Source organism: Rhodobacter capsulatus, from assembly GCF_052363185.1.
Lineage (GTDB): Bacteria > Pseudomonadota > Alphaproteobacteria > Rhodobacterales > Rhodobacteraceae > Rhodobacter > Rhodobacter capsulatus_E.
The window spans coordinates 2,765,443-2,784,962 of sequence record NZ_CP198955.1 but is presented as its reverse complement, the minus strand read 5'-3'; the positions used below and the strand labels follow the sequence as shown (position 1 = coordinate 2,784,962).

General features: G+C 67.0%; 16 protein-coding genes and 2 pseudogenes. All 18 read left to right on the top strand.

Going from position 1 to position 19,520, the window contains the following annotated elements; all coding sequences use genetic code 11:
- Positions 1 to 192: 192 nt before the first annotated feature.
- The 18 genes and pseudogenes from ACTTAG_RS13705 (at position 193) to ACTTAG_RS13620 (ending at position 19,483) form a co-directional block, all read left to right on the top strand.
- Entirely contained in the window at positions 193 to 1,269 is a 1,077-nt protein-coding gene (locus ACTTAG_RS13705) for a hydrogenase small subunit (protein ID WP_444462790.1), read from the top strand.
- 153 nt (positions 1,270 to 1,422) lie between these two features.
- Positions 1,423 to 3,067 (top strand): annotated as a pseudogene (locus tag ACTTAG_RS13700) (nickel-dependent hydrogenase large subunit).
- 9 nt (positions 3,068 to 3,076) lie between these two features.
- Positions 3,077 to 3,865: a Ni/Fe-hydrogenase, b-type cytochrome subunit gene (cybH, locus tag ACTTAG_RS13695; protein WP_444462789.1), complete on the top strand. Its 789-nt coding sequence runs from the start codon at positions 3,077 to 3,079 to the stop codon at positions 3,863 to 3,865.
- A 204-nt stretch (positions 3,866 to 4,069) separates the two neighbouring features.
- Positions 4,070 to 4,702 carry a HyaD/HybD family hydrogenase maturation endopeptidase gene (locus ACTTAG_RS13690; protein ID WP_444462788.1) on the top strand — a complete coding sequence of 211 codons (633 nt, stop codon included), beginning with the start codon at positions 4,070 to 4,072 and terminating at the stop codon, positions 4,700 to 4,702.
- Positions 4,702 to 5,022, top strand: a complete 321-nt coding sequence (locus ACTTAG_RS13685) for a HypC/HybG/HupF family hydrogenase formation chaperone (protein ID WP_444462787.1) — start codon at positions 4,702 to 4,704, stop codon at positions 5,020 to 5,022. The genes ACTTAG_RS13690 and ACTTAG_RS13685 overlap by 1 nt, the downstream gene beginning before the upstream one ends.
- A gap of 7 nt (positions 5,023 to 5,029) precedes the next feature.
- Complete coding sequence (locus tag ACTTAG_RS13680) at positions 5,030 to 5,446, top strand: hydrogenase accessory protein (RefSeq protein ID WP_444462786.1); 417 nt, start codon at positions 5,030 to 5,032, stop codon at positions 5,444 to 5,446.
- A 3-nt stretch (positions 5,447 to 5,449) separates the two neighbouring features.
- Positions 5,450 to 6,277, top strand: a complete 828-nt coding sequence (locus ACTTAG_RS13675) for a hydrogenase expression/formation protein (protein WP_444462785.1) — start codon at positions 5,450 to 5,452, stop codon at positions 6,275 to 6,277.
- A 71-nt stretch (positions 6,278 to 6,348) separates the two neighbouring features.
- Positions 6,349 to 7,104 carry a [NiFe]-hydrogenase assembly chaperone HybE gene (locus ACTTAG_RS13670; RefSeq protein ID WP_444465254.1) on the top strand — a complete coding sequence of 252 codons (756 nt, stop codon included), beginning with the start codon at positions 6,349 to 6,351 and terminating at the stop codon, positions 7,102 to 7,104.
- Positions 7,101 to 7,985 carry a hypothetical protein gene (locus ACTTAG_RS13665; protein ID WP_444462784.1) on the top strand — a complete coding sequence of 295 codons (885 nt, stop codon included), beginning with the start codon at positions 7,101 to 7,103 and terminating at the stop codon, positions 7,983 to 7,985. The genes ACTTAG_RS13670 and ACTTAG_RS13665 overlap by 4 nt, the downstream gene beginning before the upstream one ends.
- On the top strand, positions 7,978 to 8,319 hold the full coding sequence (gene hypA / locus ACTTAG_RS13660) for a hydrogenase maturation nickel metallochaperone HypA (protein WP_444462783.1): 342 nt from the start codon (positions 7,978 to 7,980) through the stop codon (positions 8,317 to 8,319). The genes ACTTAG_RS13665 and hypA overlap by 8 nt, the downstream gene beginning before the upstream one ends.
- Positions 8,319 to 9,326: a hydrogenase nickel incorporation protein HypB gene (gene hypB / locus ACTTAG_RS13655; protein ID WP_444462782.1), complete on the top strand. Its 1,008-nt coding sequence runs from the start codon at positions 8,319 to 8,321 to the stop codon at positions 9,324 to 9,326. The genes hypA and hypB overlap by 1 nt, the downstream gene beginning before the upstream one ends.
- Positions 9,326 to 10,804 carry a sigma-54-dependent transcriptional regulator gene (locus ACTTAG_RS13650; RefSeq protein ID WP_444462781.1) on the top strand — a complete coding sequence of 493 codons (1,479 nt, stop codon included), beginning with the start codon at positions 9,326 to 9,328 and terminating at the stop codon, positions 10,802 to 10,804. Before hypB ends, ACTTAG_RS13650 begins: the two co-directional genes overlap by 1 nt.
- Positions 10,804 to 11,094 (top strand): HypC/HybG/HupF family hydrogenase formation chaperone, encoded by a 291-nt coding sequence (gene hypC, locus ACTTAG_RS13645; protein WP_444462780.1) that lies wholly within the window; start codon positions 10,804 to 10,806, stop codon positions 11,092 to 11,094. The genes ACTTAG_RS13650 and hypC overlap by 1 nt, the downstream gene beginning before the upstream one ends.
- A pseudogene (gene hypD / locus ACTTAG_RS13640) lies at positions 11,091 to 12,225 on the top strand (hydrogenase formation protein HypD). Before hypC ends, hypD begins: the two are co-directional and overlap by 4 nt.
- Positions 12,226 to 12,339: 114 nt before the next feature.
- The gene (hypE, locus tag ACTTAG_RS13635) at positions 12,340 to 13,362 is read left to right on the top strand and encodes a hydrogenase expression/formation protein HypE (RefSeq protein WP_444462779.1); all 1,023 of its coding nucleotides are present in this window, start codon (positions 12,340 to 12,342) and stop codon (positions 13,360 to 13,362) included.
- Between the two features lie 189 nt (positions 13,363 to 13,551).
- Positions 13,552 to 16,554, top strand: a complete 3,003-nt coding sequence (locus ACTTAG_RS13630) for a CheR family methyltransferase (RefSeq protein ID WP_444462778.1) — start codon at positions 13,552 to 13,554, stop codon at positions 16,552 to 16,554.
- Entirely contained in the window at positions 16,551 to 19,205 is a 2,655-nt protein-coding gene (locus tag ACTTAG_RS13625; protein ID WP_444462777.1) for a sensor domain-containing protein, read from the top strand. Before ACTTAG_RS13630 ends, ACTTAG_RS13625 begins: the two co-directional genes overlap by 4 nt.
- Positions 19,206 to 19,276: 71 nt before the next feature.
- The gene (locus ACTTAG_RS13620) at positions 19,277 to 19,483 is read left to right on the top strand and encodes a hypothetical protein (RefSeq protein WP_444462776.1); all 207 of its coding nucleotides are present in this window, start codon (positions 19,277 to 19,279) and stop codon (positions 19,481 to 19,483) included.
- Positions 19,484 to 19,520 lie beyond the last annotated feature (37 nt).

The following is a 19,520-nucleotide window of genomic DNA, read 5'->3' as shown; positions in this document are numbered from 1 at the left end:
AAGGATGTCTGGTCAAAGACCTTTCGGATTTTTTGCGTGACAAAATCACACACCCTTGAGAAACAAGGAAAAATTTTTCTGCGACAATTTGCCGTTTCTGATTGGCGGAAACCGGCCCAACCGTGACAATTCCACTCTACCCATGGGCGCGCCGAGGAGGTCACGGCGCGTCACAAGGCAAGGGAGGGACAATTGTCGGACATCGAAACTTTCTATGACGTGATGCGGCGTCAGGGGATCACCCGGCGCAGTTTCATGAAGTTCTGTTCGCTCACCGCAGCAGCTTTGGGGCTTGGGCCCTCCTTCGTGCCGAAGATCGCCGAGGCGATGGAAACGAAGCCGCGCACCCCGGTGATCTGGGTGCACGGGCTCGAATGCACCTGCTGTTCGGAAAGCTTCATCCGCTCGGCCCATCCGCTGGCCAAGGATGTCGTGCTGTCGATGATCTCGCTGGATTATGACGACACGCTGATGGCCGCCGCCGGGCATGCCGCCGAGGCCGCCTTTGAAGACACGATCGCCAAATACAAGGGCAACTACATCCTGGCCGTCGAAGGCAACCCGCCCTTGAACGAAGACGGGATGTTCTGCATCACCGGCGGCAAGCCCTTTGTCGAGAAGCTGCGCCATGCCGCGGAAGGGGCGAAGGCGATCATCAGCTGGGGCGCCTGTGCCTCTTATGGCTGCGTGCAGGCCGCGGCGCCGAACCCGACCCAGGCGACGCCGGTGCACAAGGTGATCACCGACAAGCCGATCATCAAGGTTCCGGGCTGCCCGCCCATTGCCGAGGTGATGACCGGCGTCATCACCTACATGCTGACCTTCGACCGGCTGCCGGAGCTGGACCGTCAGGGCCGCCCGGCGATGTTCTACAGCCAGCGCATCCATGACAAATGCTACCGCCGCCCGCATTTCGACGCCGGCCAGTTCGTCGAACACTGGGACGACGAAAACGCGCGCAAGGGCTATTGCCTCTACAAGATGGGCTGCAAGGGCCCGACCACCTACAACGCCTGTTCGACCGTGCGCTGGAACGGCGGCGTCAGCTTCCCGATCCAGTCGGGCCATGGCTGCATCGGCTGTTCCGAGGACGGGTTCTGGGATCAGGGCGGGTTCTATGAGCGGCTGACCACGATCAAGCAATTCGGCATCGAAGCCACCGCCGACCAGATCGGCTGGACCGCCACCGGCCTTGTCGGCGCGGGCGTTGCCGCCCATGCCGCGGTCTCCGTGCTCAAGCGCGCGCAGAAAAAGAACGAGGAGGCGTAAGCCATGACGACCCAGACTCCGAACGGCTTTACCCTTGATACCGCAGGCAAACGCATCGTCGTCGACCCGGTCACCCGGATCGAGGGCCACATGCGCTGCGAAGTGAACGTCAACGATCAGGGCATCATCACCAATGCGGTGTCGACCGGCACGATGTGGCGCGGCCTTGAAGTGATCCTGAAGGGCCGCGATCCGCGCGACGCCTGGGCCTTCACCGAACGCATCTGCGGCGTCTGCACCGGGACGCATGCGCTGACCTCGGTCCGGGCGGTCGAAAACGCGCTGGGGATCACCATCCCCGATAACGCCAATTCGATCCGCAACATCATGCAGCTGAACCTGCAGATCCACGACCATATCGTGCACTTCTACCACCTGCATGCGCTGGATTGGGTGAACCCGGTCAATGCGTTGCGTGCCGATCCGAAGGCGACGTCCGAGCTGCAGCAGATGGTCTCGCCCAGCCATCCGCTGTCGAGCCCCGGCTATTTCCGCGACGTGCAGAACCGGCTGAAGAAATTCGTGGAATCCGGGCAGCTGGGGCTTTTCAAGAACGGCTACTGGGACAATCCGGCCTACAAGCTGCCGCCCGAAGCCGATCTGATGGCGACGACGCACTATCTGGAAGCGCTTGATCTGCAAAAGGAAATCGTCAAGGTCCACACGATCTTCGGCGGCAAGAACCCGCATCCGAACTGGCTGGTGGGCGGCGTGCCCTGTCCGATCAACGTCCATGGTGTCGGCGCGGTCGGCGCGATCAACATGGAGCGGCTGAACCTCGTCTCCTCGATCATCGACCGCTGCACCGAATTCACCAACAACGTCTACCTGCCCGACCTGAAAGCCATCGGCGGCTTCTACAAGGACTGGCTCTATGGGGGCGGTCTGGCGGGGCAATCGGTGCTGTCCTATGGCGACATTCCGGAAAACCCGAATGATTTCAGCGCCGAACAGCTGCATCTGCCGCGCGGCGCGATCATCAACGGCAACCTGAACGAGGTGCATGACGTCGATACGACCGACCCCGAGCAGGTGCAGGAATTCGTCGACCATTCCTGGTATGATTACGGCGAGCCGGGCATGGGTCTGCACCCCTGGGATGGCCGGACCGAGCCGAAATTCGAGCTGGGCCCGAACCTGAAAGGCACCCGCACCAATATCGAGAACATCGACGAAGGCGCGAAATATTCCTGGATCAAGGCGCCGCGCTGGCGGGGGCAATGCGATGGAGGTGGGGCCGCTGGCGCGCTACATCGTCGGCTATGCCAAGGGGCACGAGGACATCAAGAACCAGGTCGAGGGCCTGCTGCGCGACATGAACCTGCCGGTTTCGGCGCTGTTCTCGACGCTGGGCCGGACCGCGGCGCGGGCTTTGGAGGCGGAATACTGCTGCCGTCTGCAAAAGCACTTCTTCGACAAGATGATGACCAACATCAAGAACGGCGACAGCTCGACCGCGAATGTCGACAAATGGGACCCGTCTTCCTGGCCGAAGGAAGCCAAGGGCGTCGGCATGACCGAGGCGCCGCGCGGTGCGCTGGGCCATTGGGTCAAGATCAAGGACGGCCGCATCGAGAACTATCAATGCGTCGTGCCGACGACCTGGAACGGCTCGCCCCGCGACAGCAAGGGCAATATCGGCGCCTTCGAGGCCTCGCTGCTGAACACGAAGATGGAACGCCCCGAAGAGCCGGTCGAAATCCTGCGCACGCTGCACAGCTTCGACCCGTGCCTGGCCTGTTCGACCCACGTCATGTCGGCCGAAGGCGAACCCCTGACCACCGTCAAGGTCCGGTAGGGGGATGTCATGAAGGGAGTTTCCGACGAAAGGATCAATGCCCCCGTCCGTGGCCCGGATGAAATCTTCGAGGCCTCGCGACTGACCGGCGACGCCACCCGCGAAGACCTTGAAAGCATCCGGCGGCGCACGTCCGTCTATGTCTATGAGGCCCCGGTGCGGGTCTGGCATTGGGTCAATGCGCTGGCGATCACCATCCTGATCGTGACCGGCTATTTCATCGGCTCGCCGCTGCCCTCGATGCAGATCGGCGAGGCCACCGACCAGTTCGTGATGGGCTACATCCGCTTTGCCCATTTCGCCGCCGGGGTGGTGATGTCGGTGGGGTTCTTTGGCCGCATCTACTGGGCCTTCGTGGGCAACCGCCACGCCTGGCAGATGTTCTACATCCCGGTCTTCAACAAGCGCTACTGGCAGGAATTCTTCTTTGAACTGCGCTGGTATTTGTTCCTGGAAGAAGAGCCGAAGAAATACATTGGCCACAACCCGCTCGCGCAGGCGGCGATGTTCACCTTCATCACGCTGGGCATCACCTTCATGATGGTGACCGGCTGGGCGCTTTACGCCGAAGGCGCGGGGCAGGGCGGTGTCACCGACAGCCTCTTCGGCTGGGTGCTGGGCTACGTCCAGAACAGCCAGCGGCTGCACACGTTGCACCATCTGGGCATGTGGTCGATCGTGATCTTCGCGATCATCCATATCTATGCCGCGATCCGCGAAGACGTGATGAGCCGCCAGTCGATGGTCTCGACGATGATCTCCGGTCACCGGACGTTCAAGGACGACCGTATCGAGTGACCTTGGTGGAAGACCGGAACCGGGCGCAGATCTGTCTGCGTCCGGTTTTTGGTGGAAATCATGCTTCCAATTGTGACGATTAAGTGATAACAAGGTTTCCGAAAATGGCGCAAACCCGACTCTCTGCCCGGCTTTCCGGGGCCTGAGGTCCGGGTCATCATGTGGGCTGAACGCCCCTGCCAGCGGCGGTCTAGGGAGGGACCCATGCCAGCATTCAAACCTGACCGCGTTCTTGTTCTGGGCATCGGCAACGTGCTTTGGGCGGACGAGGGCTTCGGCGTGCGCTGTGTCGAGCGGATGGCCGAAACCCATGCGCTGCCCGCGGGCGTCCGACTGCTGGATGGCGGCACGCAGGGGCTTTACCTGCTGCCCTTTCTCGAAGAAGCCGAGGCGCTGATCGTCTTTGACGCGGTCGATTTCGGCTTCACCCCCGGCACGCTGGTCACCATGCGCGACGAGGACGTGCCCGCCTTCATGGGCGCGAAAAAGATGAGCCTGCATCAGACCGGCTTTCAGGATGTGATCGCGACGGCGCAGCTGATGGGCTATTGCCCCGCGCATATGACGCTGATCGGCTGCCAGCCGGTCGAGCTGGAGGATTACGGCGGCAGTTTGCGCCCCGTCGTGGCCGAACAGATCGACCATGCGATCGCCGAGGCGGTGCGGGAGTTGCGCGCCTGGGGGATCGAGGTGACGAAAGGCGCGACGATCAGCAATGATCTGGTCGACCCCTCGCTGGCGCGTGACGCCTATGAACGCGGCCGCCCCACCGAGGACGAAGCCTGCCGGATCGGCGATCACCGCTTTTTCCCCTCGGACGCCAAGGTCCGCGCCTGATGTGCGTTGGCATTCCCGTGCAATTGCTGGCCGTTGACGGTATCCGCGGCGAGGTGATCGAGGATGGCCGCCCGGGGCTGGTCGATCTGTCGCTGACCCCCGAGGCGCGGCCCGGTGACTGGGTTCTGGCCTTTCTGGGCGCCGCCCGCGAAGTGCTGACGCCCGAAGCCGCCGCGCAGATCTCTGCCGCGCTTTCCGGGCTGCGCTCGCTGATGGCGGGCGGCGATCTGGGCGATGCCTTCGCCGATCTGGAGGCCCGGTCGCCCCAGCTTCCCCCCCATCTTCAAGCCGCGCTCGACGCCGGCAAGACCAGCGCCTGAGGTTCCCATGCACGATTTTCACATGCCCGACACGGCCGCGCCCTCGGGCAAGACCCATCCGCTGGTGGCCCGGCTGACGACCGATTTCGGCTGGCCGCGGCTCGACAATGCGCATGACCTGCGCGAATTCACCACCCGGCCGGGGGCGCATTGCCTGTTCGTGCCGGGCGACGGCGCACGCAATCTGGAAACCCCCGATGCCGCGGTGGTGCTGCCGGAACTGCGTCAGGCCTTCCAGAATGCCTTTGACTGCGCCGTGGTCGGCGACGGCATCGAGGCCGAGCTGCGCGAGACGACGCGGGTTCTGAAAACCCCCTCGTTCCTGTTTTTCCGCGACGGCGACTTTCTGGGCGGCATCGAGAAGATCCGCGACTGGGATGATTACATCGCCCGCACCTCTCATATCCTTGCCGCGAAAGGCTGAGCCATGGTCTCGAATTTCCACCTGCCCCCCGTCGGTTTCGGCCCCGGCTCGCAGCCCGAAGGCGACGAGGAACTGGGCTACATGCAGCTGCCCTCAGGGATGCGGACCTATTCGGCGCATCTGCCCGAGGTCGAGGATACGTCTTCCGTCGCCCCGGCGCTGAAGCTGCTCTCCGACATCGCCGCCGCGGCCGAGGCCTGCGCGCTGGGCGGCATGGCGAGCTTCGATCTGACGGGGCTTGATGCGCAAAACCGCGCGCTGATCGCGGAAACCATGGGGCAGGGCGAGGTCGCGATGAAGATCCGCGGCATCCCGGCGCTGATGGTGCAGGAATCGGTCTTTGCCGGGGTCTGGTCGGTGGCCGGCGCGGGCGTCGACCGGATCGAGGTGGGCGCGGTGCCCGCCGCGGCGCTGAGCCGCGCTTTCGAGCCCTTCCGCAAGGGGCTGACCGCGCTGCCGCCGCTGTCCGACGGCGTCGTGAACGCCCCGGCGCTGATTGCGGAACTTTTCGACAAATCCTCGGCTTACGTGGGGGGCGCGGCTGATGTGATCAACCTGACGCTGCTGCCGCATACGGAAGAAGACCTGACGCTCCTCGACACCGTTCTGGGCGAGGGGGCGGTGACGATCCTCTCGCGCGGCTATGGCAACTGCCGGATCACCGCGACGGCGACGCCGCATGTCTGGCGGGTGCAGTTCTACAATTCGACCGATGCGCTGATCCTGGACACGATCGAAGTGACCACGATGCCCGAGGTGGCCTTGGCCGCGCGCGAAGATCTGGAAGATTCGGCGGGCCGTATCCGCGAAGTGCTGGAGGCCATTCGTTGAGCGGGCCGGCACGCGCGGGCTTCGAGGGCTCGTATCTGGGCGCCAATGACCGGATTTCCGATCTGGCGATCATGGAATGCAAGATCTGCTGGACGCCTTACGATCCGGCGACGGGGGATGATTTCCGGCAGGTTCTGCCCGGCACGCCTTTCACCAAACTGCCCGAGGACTGGCATTGCCCGAATTGCGATGCGCCGAAAGCGCAGTTCATCGTGCAAACCGACCCCGGCGCCCCCGCGCTTTTGGAACAGAACCGCATTGACGCGCAAGTGGCTGCGCTGGTTGCCGATTTCCGCGAGATCTGGCATTCGAAAATGCGCGACGTGCCCTTGGTGAACAAGGCTTTGTCCATCGAAGCCGTGGGCTTTCGCAGCCATGCGGGCCGTGGCTTGGGCGTGCTGGTCAGCCCCTGGTTCATGAACCTGATCGTGCTCCCCGCCGAGGGCGAGGATTGGTCGGGCCTGATCCCGGGGGTCAAGGAAGACGTCGATTTCCCCTCGGGCACCTATGAATTCATCCACAACCGGCGCGAGATGGTGGGCGGCTACAAGGCCTGTTCGCTTTACGCGACGATGGGCGATTTCCAGACCCAGATGCAGGCGGTCGATCTGGCCCGCGCGGTGATGATCGAGCTGTTCAAGGCGGAAAACCGCGCCGAGACCGACCGCGCGGCGGAAATCCGTGCGGCGCGGGCGGCGGAACTGGCGGCTATCGAGGCCGCCGAGGCCGAGGAAGCGGCCAGCGACGCCCGGGCCGAGGCGCTTTCGCAACCGACGCGACGGCGGCTGATCTCGGCCGGTCTGGCGGGTGAGGGCGAGACGGAATGAGCGCGGCGCTGGCCATTGTGCTGCGCCCCGAGGGGCCGCGGCTGGAGGTCACCGTGACCCCGCCCGATCCCTTGCCGGTGGCGGCGCTGCTGCTGGGCAAGCCCCCCGCGGAGGCGGCGGCGCTGCTGCCGCGGCTTTTCAATCTGTGCGGCGCGGCGCAGGGCCAGGCGGCGCGGTTGGCGCTGGGTCTTGCGGGGGACGCGGCGCCCGCGCGGCGCGAGATCCTGCGCGATCATCTGGCCAAGCTCTGCCTGATCTGGCCGCGGCTCTTGGGCCTGACGCCGCAGCCCCTGCCCGATCATTGGGCCGAGGGCGGGCAGGCACTGCAGGACTGGCTTTGGGGCGGCGCGAAACCTGCGGATCTGTGGCCCTTCCTGACCTCGGGGCAGGGGGTGGCGCCGCTTCTGGCGGCGCTGGGCCATGCCTTCGCCCCGGGCGAGGCGGTGGCCGATCTGCCCCCGCTCACCGACCCGATGGCCTTGACAGCGCAGGAAAATTCCCCCGCCGGACGGGTGGCCGATGATCCGCTGATGCACGCGGCCGAGGCGCGGTTCGGCCGGGGCCCGTTCTGGCGTGCGCTGGGCCGTGTCGTTGATCTGCACCGCATCGCCGAAACGGCGCCGCAGGCCGAAACGCCGCGGCCGGGGCTGGCGCTGGTGGCGGCGGCGCGCGGCACCTATGCGCTGTCGGCCCGCACCGAGGCGGGGATGGTCACCGCGCTCTCGCGCGTCACCCCCACCGATCACCTGCTCGCCCCGGGCGGCGCGCTGGCGCTGTCGCTGGCCAGCTTGCCCGCGGCCAAGGCCGGTCTGGCGGCTTTGGTCATCGACATTCTGGACCCCTGTGTGGCAGTCTCGGTTCAGGAGCTGGCGCATGCATGAAATGTCGATCGTCGAGGGGAATCGCACGGCGATCGAGGAGTCCGCCCGCGCCAACGGGTTTTCAAGGGTGACGCGGGTGCGGCTCGAGATCGGGCGGCTGGCGGGGGTGGAGCGCGCGGCGCTGGAATTCGCCTTCGACGTGGTCCTGCGCGGGTCCGTGGCCGAGGGTGCCAGCTTGCAGATTATCGACATTCCGGGACAGGCAGCGTGCTTTGATTGCGGAAAAACTGTCGAAATCGAACATCGGCTGGATATCTGCCCGGACTGTGGCGGGACAAGGCTGCTGGTGCAGGGCGGCGATGAGATGCGGATAAAGGACCTGGAGGTGCTCTGATGTGCACGGTATGCGGATGTGGCGGTCACAGCGTCGAGGACCAGTTCAAGGATCATCTGAAGAAGACCGGCAAGGACGCGGCGCACAAGCCCGCCCCCTTTGCCGTGCTGGCCGAGCCGCAGGGCAGCCACAGCCATTCCCACAGTCATTGGCACACCCATGCCGACGGCACGAGCCACAGCCATCCGCATGCGCACAGCCATAGCCATGCGGCCGGTCACGGCGCCGAGGCCGACAGCGATCACCCGCATGCCCATGGGCACGATCACGGCCATTCCCACGGCGCCTGCGCCCATGACATCCATCTTGGCCACGGCCCGGCCGGGACCGAAGTGCCCGGCATGTCGCAAGCCCGGCTGATCGAGATCGAGACCGACATCTTGTCGAAAAACAACCAATATGCCGCCCGCAACCGGGCCGCACTGGCGCAAAAGAGCATTTTTGCAACCAACCTCGTCTCCTCGCCCGGATCGGGCAAGACCACGCTGCTGGTGAAGACGATCGAGATGCTGGGCGCCCAGCCCCTTGCGGTGATCGAGGGCGATCAGCAGACGACGAATGACGCCGACCGCATCCGCGCGACGGGGGCGGCGGCGATTCAGGTCAATACCGGCAAGGGCTGCCATCTGGACGGGGCGATGGTCGAACAGGCGCTGGCGCATCTGCCGCTGCCCGAAGGCGCGCTGCTCTTCATCGAAAACGTCGGCAATCTGGTCTGTCCGGCCGCCTTCGATCTGGGCGAGGATGCCAAGGTGGCGATCCTGTCCGTGACCGAGGGCGAAGACAAGCCCTTGAAATACCCCGACATGTTCGCGGCGGCGGGGCTGGCGATCCTCAACAAGGTCGATCTGGCGCCCTATTGCGACGTCGATCTGGATCTTTACGAGGCGAATATCCGCCGGGTGAACCCGAAGATCGAGGTCTTGCGCGTCTCGGCCCGCACCGGCGAGGGCATGGCGGCCTGGATCGACTGGCTCGGCGCGGGTCTGGCGCGGAAAGCGCGCTGATGTCCGCCACGGCCCCCGCGATCCTTCTGGTCGATGACGAGCCGCATTCGCTGGCGGCGATGAAACTGGCGCTGGAAGACGATTTCGACGTTCTGACCGCGCAGGGCGCCGAGGCGGCGCTGGCCATTCTGGAAGAGGAATGGGTGCAGGTCATCATCTGCGACCAGCGCATGCCGGGCCGCACCGGGGTCGATTTCCTGACCGAAGTGCGCGAGCGCTGGCCGGAAACCGTCCGCATCATCATCACCGGCTATACCGACAGCGCCTCGATGATGGCGGCGATCAACGATGCGGGCATCCATCAGTTCCTGACCAAGCCCTGGCATCCCGAACAACTGTTGTCTTCGGCGCGCAATGCGGCGCGGATGTTCACGCTGGCGCGGGAAAACGAGCGGCTCTCGCTCGAGATGCGTTTGCTCAATTCCACCTCGGAAAGCCGGGTGGAGAAGCGGCGCCGCGCGCTTCGCGAGGGGATGGGGTTTGAAACCATCCTGCGCACGCCCAATTCCGCGATGAATGCGGCCATTGCGCTGGCGCGGCAGTTTGCCAGTTTCGACGTGCCGGTGCTGTTGCGCGGCGAGCCCGGTTCGGGCCGGGCGCAGCTGGCGCGGGCGATGCATTACGTCTCTCTGCGGTCCGACAAGCCGTTTTACGAGCTGAATCTGGCCGGTCTGCCCGAGGATCTGGCGATGATCGAGCTGTTCGGCGCGCGCCGCGGCGTGCTGCCGGGCGGCGTGGCGAAGATCGGTCTGGCGCAAAAGGCCGACCGCGGCACGCTGTTTCTGGCGGGGATCGAGGCGGCGAGCCCGGCGCTGCAGCTGGCGCTGTTGCGGATGCTCGCCGATGGCGCGATCACGCCTTTGGGCGGGCAGGAAACCGCCTCGACCAATCTGCGGCTGATCACCGGGGCGGCGGCCGATCTGCGCGCGATGGTGGCCGAGGGGCGGTTCCGCTCGGACCTTTATTATGCGCTCTCGGCGGGGGAAATCGCGCTGCCGCCGCTCCGCGCCCGGCGCGGCGATGTCGCGCTTCTGGCGCAATCCATGCTGGCCGAGGCGGCGGTGCGGCATGGCAAGCAGGCGCTTGGCTTCGATGCCGCCGCGCTTGAATTTCTGGAAAACTACGACTGGCCCGGTAACCTGCGGGAATTGCACAATGAAGTCACGCGGATGCTGATTTTCGCGCAGGACAATGTGCTCGGCGCCGAACTGATTTCGCGTCACATCCTGCAGGCCGCGCCCTCGGACAGCGGCGCGGACCGCTCCGCCGAAGAGGTGATGACCGCCGAGGGCACGCTGAAGGATCGCGTCGAGCTGATCGAGATGCGGATCCTGCGCGAGACGCTGACCCGCAACCGCTGGAACAAGAGCCGGGCAGCGGCAGAACTGGGGCTGAGCCGGGTCGGCCTGCGCGCGAAGCTCGACCGCTACGGCATCGACCATCCGGCGGGCCGGGTGCAGGAAGAGGAGGAAGACTGATGTGTCTGGGGATTCCGGGCCAGATCGTGGCGATCACCGACGCCGGTCGGATGATGGCCTTGGCCGATGTGTCGGGGGTGAAGCGCGAGGTGAACGTGGCCTGCATCGCCGAGGGTCCGCTGGAGGATCTGCTGGGGCATTGGGCGCTGATCCATGTGGGCTTTGCGATGAGCCTGATCGACGAGGAGGAGGCGGCGCGCACGCTGGAGGCCCTGCGCGATCTGGGCGAGGCGCAGGAGACCTTGGCGCAGATGGCCGAGGGCGCTGCGGCGCTGGAGGGGCGGGGATGAAATTCGCCTCGGAATTCCGCGACCCGGCTTTGGCCAAGGGGCCTTTGGCCGAGATCGCCCGGCTGGCCGATCAGATCGGCGCGACGCGCGAAAAGCCCATCCATATCATGGAGATCTGCGGCGGGCACACGCATTCGATCTTTCGCTACGGGCTCGACAAGCTCATCCACCCGGGCATCGAATTCATTCACGGGCCGGGCTGTCCGGTCTGCGTGCTGCCGCGCGCGCGGGTCGATGAATGCATCGAGATCGCCGGGCGTCCCGAGGTGATCTTTTGCACCTTCGGCGATGCGATGCGGGTTCCCGGATCGAAGCTGAGCCTTTTGCAGGCCAAGGCGGCGGGGGCGGATATCCGCATGGTCTATTCGCCCTTGGATGCGCTGGAACTGGCGCGGCGCAACCCCGGGCGCGAGGTGGTGTTCTTTGGCCTGGGCTTCGAGACGACGACGCCCTCGACCGCCTTGGCGATCCAGCAGGCGGCGCGCGAGGGGCTGGCGAATTTCAGCGTCTTTTGCAACCACATCACCGTGCCCGAGCCGATCAAGGCGCTGCTGGATGATCCTTACATGCGGCTGGATGGCTTCATCGGGCCCGGGCATGTGTCGATGGTGATCGGCATTCATCCCTATGATTTCATTGCGCAAGACTACGGCAAGCCCTTGGTCGTCGCGGGCTTCGAGCCCACGGATCTGCTGCAATCGGTGCTGATGGTGCTGCGCCAGATCGCGCAAGGCCGGGCGGCGGTCGAGAACCAATATGCGCGCGTCGTGCCCGAGCATGGCAACCGGGTCTCGCTGGCGGCGATCGCCGATGTCTATGAGCGCCGGCCGTCCTTCGAATGGCGGGGGCTGGGGGAGATCGACGCCTCGGGGCTGCGGATCCGGGCCGCCTATCGCGTCCATGATGCCGAGGAGAAATTCGGCGTGGGCTATGCGGGCAAGCGGGCGGAGGTCGCGGAGGCCGAGGGCTGCGCTTGCGGTGCGGTGATGACCGGGCGGATGAAGCCCGTTTCGTGTCCGCAGTTCGGCAAGGGTTGCACGCCGGAGATGCCTCTGGGCGCCTTGATGGTGAGTTCGGAGGGGGGCCTGTGCGGCCTACTGGCAATATGGGGGCGCGCGGGCGGCGGAATAGGTTTCGGGGGCGTTTGCCCCCGACACAAAGCGGGGGGCTGCCGCCCCCCGCACCCCCTGCCCGGGGGAGATGCGATCTCCCCCGGACCCCCCGCGAAATCTGGAGCAAGATGACATGGCGTTGAGAGATGAGCGGGTGACGCTCGCCCATGGCGGCGGCGGCAAGGCGATGCGGGACCTGATCGAGGAGGTCTTCACATCCGTCTTTCAGCCGCCCGGCATGGAGGATCAGGCGCGGCTGACCGAGGCGGCGCTGGCCGAGCCCGGCGCGCGGCTGGCCTTCACCACCGACAGCTATGTGGTGACGCCGGTGGAATTTCCGGGCGGCGACATCGGCAAGATCGCGGTGTGCGGCACGGTGAACGATCTGGCCGTGGGCGGCGCGCGGCCCCTGTGGCTCTCGGCCGCCTTCATCATCGAGGAGGGGACCGAGGTGGCGCTCTTGCGCCGGATCGTCGCCACGATGGCGCGCGAGGCGGCGGCGGCGGGCGTGCGGATCGTCACCGGCGACACCAAGGTTGTCGGGCGCGGCGCCTGTGATGGCGTTTTCGTCACCACCTCGGGCGTGGGCGTGATCCCGCCGGGGCGCGAGATCGCGGCGGGGCGGGTGCGGCCCGGCGATGTGGCGATTGTCAATGGCGTGCTGGGCGATCACGGCGCGACCATTCTGGCGGCGCGCGGCGATCTGGCGCTGACATCGGACATCGAAAGCGATTGTGCCGCGCTCGGCCATCTGATGGCCGATGTGATCGCCGCCGCGCCGGGGTTGCGGGCGGCGCGCGATCTGACCCGGGGCGGGCTGGCCTCGGCGCTGAACGAGATCGCCGCGGCGGCGGGCTGTGGCCTTATGCTGGAGGAAACCGCGCTGCCCTTGCGCCCCGAGGTTGTGGGGCTGTGCGAAATCCTGGGGCTGGACCCGCTCTATCTGGCGAACGAGGGGCGGCTCGTCGTTTTCGTGCCCGAGGCCGAGGCCGCGGCGGCGCTGGCGGCGATGCGGGCGCGGCCCGAAGGCGCAGGGGCTTGCGTCGTCGGGCGGGCGGTGGCAGACCACGCGGGACAGGTTCGGATGCGCACCGCCTTTGGCGGGACGCGCATCGTGGACATGCTGGTGGGTGAGCAGTTGCCGCGGATTTGTTGAGCGGCGGGCCGGATCTGCGGACGGATCTGCAGGCGGGTCGGCGGGCGGGCGAAACGGGTTGACAGCGAGAGGCCAAACGCTTCTCAATCGGGGAAATTTCGGTGGTTGGGCAAGCGATCCGCAAGAGCCGCGGGGACGGGCCAGAACCGGCGAGGACGCAAGGGCAGGGCCCGGAAAGGGGCGATCGTGATGGGCGTTCCTGAGCAGGAGAGCGAACGGCAGGCGGGCGAGGCGGCCGGGGGTTCGACCGCGCCCGAGCCCCGCGCGGTGGTGGCGATCGGGGCCTCGGCCGGGGGGCTTGATGCGCTTGAGCGGCTTTTCGACGGGCTGCCCGCCGATACCGGCGCGGCCTATGTGGTGATCCAGCACCTGTCGCCCGATCACAAGTCGATCATGGCCTCGCTGCTGGCGCGGCATACGAAAATGCCGGTCGTCACCGTCGAGGACGAGATGGAACTGGCCGCCGATACGGTCTTTCTGATCCCGCCCGCCACGATCATGACGCTGGAGGGGCGGCATCTGCGGCTGGCGCCCAAGGACCGGCGCGTGCTGTCCTTGCCGATCGACGCGTTCTTTGCCTCGATGGCGGCGGGCTATGGCAGCCGCTCGGTCGCGGTGGTGCTGTCGGGCACCGGCTCGGACGGCACCCGCGGCGTGGGCGCGGTGCATGCCGCGGGCGGCGTCGCCATCGCGCAAGACCCGCGCGACGCCCGCTTTGACGGCATGCCACGCTCGGCCATCGCGACGGGCTTCATCGATTCCGCGCTGGGCATCGAGCGGATCGGCCCCTGGATCGCCGATTATCTGATCCGCCGCCCGCGGCTGGGCCAGTTGGCCGGGGCCGAGGGCGCGGCGGTGGCGGGCACGACGGTGCCCGATGATGACCGCATCGCCGTGGGCCAGTTCGACGGGCTGGAACCGGCCGAGGCTTTGGGCCGGATCGTCGAGATCCTCTCGCTCTCGGGCGAGGTCAATTTTCTTGATTACAAGCCGGGCACGGTGCAACGCCGGATCGAGCGGCGGATGGGCGTGCGGCAGGTGCCCGACCTGACCTCCTATCTGGAGCTTTTGACGCATGACCGGGGCGAGCTGGCCAGCCTGCGCCGGGAAATGCTGATCCCGGTCACGTCCTTCTTCCGCGATCCCGACTCCTTTGCGGAACTGGCCGAAAAGGTGATCGACCCGCTGGTGGCGCAGGCGGCGGTGGGCGCGACGCTGCGGGTCTGGACGGCGGGCTGCGCGACGGGCGAGGAAGCCTATACGCTGGCGATGCTGTTTTTCGACGCTTTCGAGCGCGCCGGGCGCTGGCCGACGCTGAAGATCTTCGCCACCGATGTCGAGCCGATGAACATCGAGACCGCGGCGGCCGGGTTCTTTGCCGAAACCATCGCCGCCGATCTGCCGGGCACCTTCCTTGAGCGCTTCTTCACCACCCGCGGCGGCCAATACACGATCCGCCCCGAAATCCGGCAAAGCATCGTTTTCGCCCGCCACAACCTGCTGTCGGACCCGCCCTTCACCCGGATGGATCTGGTCACCTGCCGCAACACGCTGATTTATTTCCGCCCCGAGGCGCAGGAACGCGCGCTGCGCCGGATGCATTACGCGCTGCGCACCGGGGGCTATCTGTTCCTGGGCGGCTCCGAGGCGCTGGTGCAGGTGCAGGACGATTTCTCGGTTCTGTCCGCCCGGCACCGGATCTGGCAGGCGCTGCGCCCGGGCGCCGCGCCGCTGACCGACCGCCGCGCCGGGCTTTACGTTACCCCGCGTCCGCCGCGTTCGCGCGCCGAGAATACCCCCCTGACCGCGGTCGAACGCGGCTTTGCCACGCTCTCGCGCAGCTATGCGCCGCCGCCCGCGCTGCTGATCAACAGCCACCACGAGATCCTGCATTCCTATGGCGAGGTCAGCCGGTTCATGCAGATGCGCGAAGGCGCCGCCTCGCTGGAAATCGGCCGGATGCTGGTCGAGCCGCTTCTGCCCGTCGCCTCGGCGTTGCTGTTCAAATCGGCGCGGCTGGGCGAGGAAGCCGCCTCGGATTCGATCCCGCTGGCCGAAGGGGTGATCGGCCCCGATCCGGCGCGGCTGCGGCTGCGCGTCGTGCCGGTCAAGCAGGGCGGCGACAGCGACGAGGGGCGGCTTTACATCCTGGCCTTCGAACCCGACGAGGGCCTTGATGACGGCGTGGCGGGGATCGACATCGACCGCGAGGTCGGCGCACGCATCGAGATGCTCGAAGCCGAACTTGCGATGACGCGCGAAAGCCTGCAGGCGATGATCGAGGAGCTGGAAACCTCGAACGAGGAATTGCAGGCCACGAACGAGGAGATGATGGCCTCGAACGAGGAGCTGCAATCGGCGAACGAGGAATTGCAGTCGGTCAACGAGGAGCTGAACTCGCTCAATGCGGAATATCAGGAAAAGATCGACCTGCTGAACCGCTCGAATGCCGATCTGGACAGCCTGACCGAGATCATGGCGATGGGTACGATCTTTGTCGACAGCGAGCTGACGGTGACGCGCTTCAGCCCGGATGCGGCGGAGCTGTTCCGCATCCGCGATGTCGATATCGGCCGACCCTTGGGCGATCTGACGCATCGGCTGGATTATCCGGCGCTGCTGGATGATCTGCGCCGCACGCTGCAGGGGCAGTCGCGCACCGAACGCGAGGTTTCGGGGCTCAATGGGCGGCATTATCTGGTGCGGATGCTGCCTTACCGGGTGCCCTCTTCCTCGGCGCAGGGCGCGGTGGTGACCTTTGTCGACATCACCCAGACCCGCAATCTGCAGCTCTTGCAGGCGGTGATCGACGGGCTGGCCGAACATGTGGCGGTGCTCGACGGGCATGGCGACATTCTGCTGGTGAATGCGGCCTGGACCCGGTTTGCGGTCGATAATGGCGATCCGGCGCTGGCCCATACCGGGGTCGGCACGAATTATGTCGGGCGCTGCGACACCGGCGCGGCGGCGATCGACAGCAGCTATGCCCAGCGCGCGGTCGAGGGCATCCGCGCCGTGCTGACCGGCAAGCAGCGGCATTTCTCGATGGAATATCCCTGTGACGCGCCGGGCCAGCCGCGCTGGTTCGTGATGCATGCCCGGCCGCTGGATGGCGCGCGCGGCGGCGCGGTGGTCAGCCATATCGAGATCACCCGCTGGCACAGCCAGACCGACGGGGCGCCCAGCGCATGAGCGAAGCCGCCCCGCCATCAGCCCGGATGCCCGATCCCGAGCGGGCCGAATTGGCGGGGGGTTTCGGTCATGATCTGGTGATCCTGACCGAGACGCAGTTCCGGCATCTGGAACACCGGCTGGGCGCGGCCGGTCTGGACGAGGCGGCGCTGCTGGGCTTCAACCGGCTGCGGCTGGGGATGGTGGAACAGGCGGCGGCGCTGGCCGAGCTGATCGACGAAGGCGGGCGGCAGCAGGGCGATCTTGAGGAATTGCGGATGCTCTTGCGCTGGGCGCCGGTGCCGATCCTGCGCCTCGATGCGGCGCTGGAGCTGCAGTATTCGAACGAGGCGGCGCGGCGGTTTCTGGGCGAGGCTTTCGATCTGCATGGCGGCGCCGCGCTGCGCCGGGCGCTGAGCCGGCCGCAGATCGGCCGGTTGCGCGGGGCGCTGGAGCGCGGCGGAGAGACGGCGACGGCCGAAGCGCTGACGCTGGTCTTCAACGCCGGGGCGGGTCGGCACCGGGCGGCGCGGGCCTCGGTGCTGCGGGCGGGCAAGCCGCAGCCCGACAGCCCGGGGATCTGGTGGCTGGTGCTGCGCCCCGATCTGGACCCCGCGCCCGCCAGCGCCGATCTGATGCGGCTGCTTCTGGACAGTTTCCCCGATCCGGTCAGCGTCACCGATGCCGAGGGCCGGGTGAGTCTGGCCAACAGCGCCTTCCTGCGCGCGACCGGCCGCAGCGAGACCGAGGTGATCGGCCGCACGCCGCAGGACTTCCTGCCGCTGATCGAGGCGCTTCATGCGGTGCAGCTTGATGCCCGGGTGCGGGCGACGCAGGCTGGGGTGACGCAGGAACAGACGCGGCAACAGGCGGGCCCCGGGGGGGCGGGCGGCGGCTGGCAGCGGCTTGTGACCCACAAGACCCCGCTTTTCGACGACTTCGGCCAGATCGTCGGCGTGGTGACGCGCAGCCATGACGTCACCGAGGAATTGCGCTCGCGCGAGTTGGCCGAGATGGTCTTCGACCACTCCTCGGAGGCGATCGTGCTGACCGATCCGGAGATGCGCATCCTGCGCGCCAATGCCGCCTTTGAACAAGTGGCGGGCTTTGGCCAGGCCCGGCTGACCGGGCGGCGGCTGGAAGGGCTGGTGCTGGCCACCGGCGCGGCCGAGCCGCAGGCGGCCGGGACCGACTGGCAGGCCGCCTTGCGCGCGCAGGGGATCTGGCGCGGCGAGGTGGCGTTGCGCTCCTCCGAGGGCAAGTCGATCATCTGCTGGAGCCGGATCACCCGGCTGGCCGATGCGGCGGGGCGGGTGCTGGGCCATGTGGCGATGTTTTCCGACCTGACACCCCTGCGTCAGGCCCAGGCCGACAATCTGCGGCTGGCCAATTACGACCTGCTGACCGGGCTGCCGAACCGCAACCTGCTGGCCGAGCGGATCGACGGCTGGATCGCCCGGGCCGAGCGTGGCGGGCGCAGTTTCGCGGTTCTGTTCATCGACCTTGACCAGTTCAAGGCGGTCAATGACACGCTGGGCCATGAAACGGGCGATCTGCTGCTCTCGGCGGTGGCGCAAAGGCTGCGGATCGGCGCCGGGGCGGATCATTTCATCGCCCGGATCGGCGGCGACGAATTCGTGCTGCTTCTGGGCGACACCGGCGCCGAGGCGGCGCGGCTGCATGCGCTGGCGCTTCTGGAGGCGCTGGCGGCGCCGATCGACCTGCCGGGGTTGCACCAGTATCGGCCCGGGGCGACGGTGGGCATCGCCTGTCACGGCGCCCATGGCGACAGCCGCGACGCGCTTTTGCGCAATGCCGATCTGGCGATGTATGCGGGCAAGATGAACCGCCACCCGGTCACGCTTTACGAGGCGGCGATGGGGGTCGAGGCGGCGCGGGAACTTGATTTGCGCAATGCGCTGGTGGGGGCGGTCGAGCGCGGCGAGATGGTGCTGCATTTCCAGCCGCTCTTCGGTCTGGCCGACCGGGGCCTGCGCGGCTGCGAGGCGCTGATCCGCTGGAACCGCCCCGGCCGCGGGCTGATCACCCCGGGCGATTTCCTGCCCGTGGCGCAGCGGGCGGGGCTGATGCCGGCGCTCGATCGCTGGGTCTTCGGCGAGGCGACGCGGACGTTGTGCCGCTGGCGCAAGGCGGGGCTGGTGGGGGCGGACTGGCTGATGTCGATCAACCAGACCGCCGCCGATCTGGCCGCGCCCGACTGGGCCGAGGCGCTGACGGGCTGTGCGGGCTGCAGTTGCGACTGCACCGGGCTGCAGATCGAACTGACCGAGGATCAGCTGGCCGATCGCGTGCCGGGCGCGGTCGACGCGCTTGGGCGGCTGCAGGCGCGCGGGCTGCGGCTGGCGATCGACGATTTCGGCACCGGCTATTCCTGTCTGGCCTATCTGGCGCGGCTGCCGGTCTCGATGCTGAAGATCGACGCGCATTTCGTGCGCGGCATCGAGGCGGACCGCAATGCCCGGCTGATCGTCGAGGCGATCACCGCGCTGGCGAAGCGCTTCGATTACACCACGCTGGCCGAGGGGATCGAGACCGAGGCCGAGGCGGCGACGCTGGCGGCGATGGGCTGCGACATGGGGCAGGGCTTCCTGATGGCGCCGCCGCTCTCTCGCGCGGCTTTCGAGGCGCGCTTTCTGCGTCCGGACGGCTAGACCCCTGTCCTTTCGCCGCCGCCGCCCTATCCTTGGCGCTATCTGCACCCCGGCCCGAAAGGAGCAAGATCATGTCGAACCTGCCGCCCTCGCCGCTTGGCACCTCGAAGAATTACCTGATCGCGATCGGGATCGCCCTGGCTTTGGGCGGGTTCGAATTCTTCGGCATCTGGCGCCACGAGGAACGCGCCAAGGCCCAGGCCGCCGCGGCCGCCGCCGCCACGGCGAAACCGGCCCCCGCCGCCACCGCTCCTGTCACCTCCGCGCCCGCGAACTGACGGAAAACAGGCGCGGTGTCCCGCGCCTGTCCTTCGC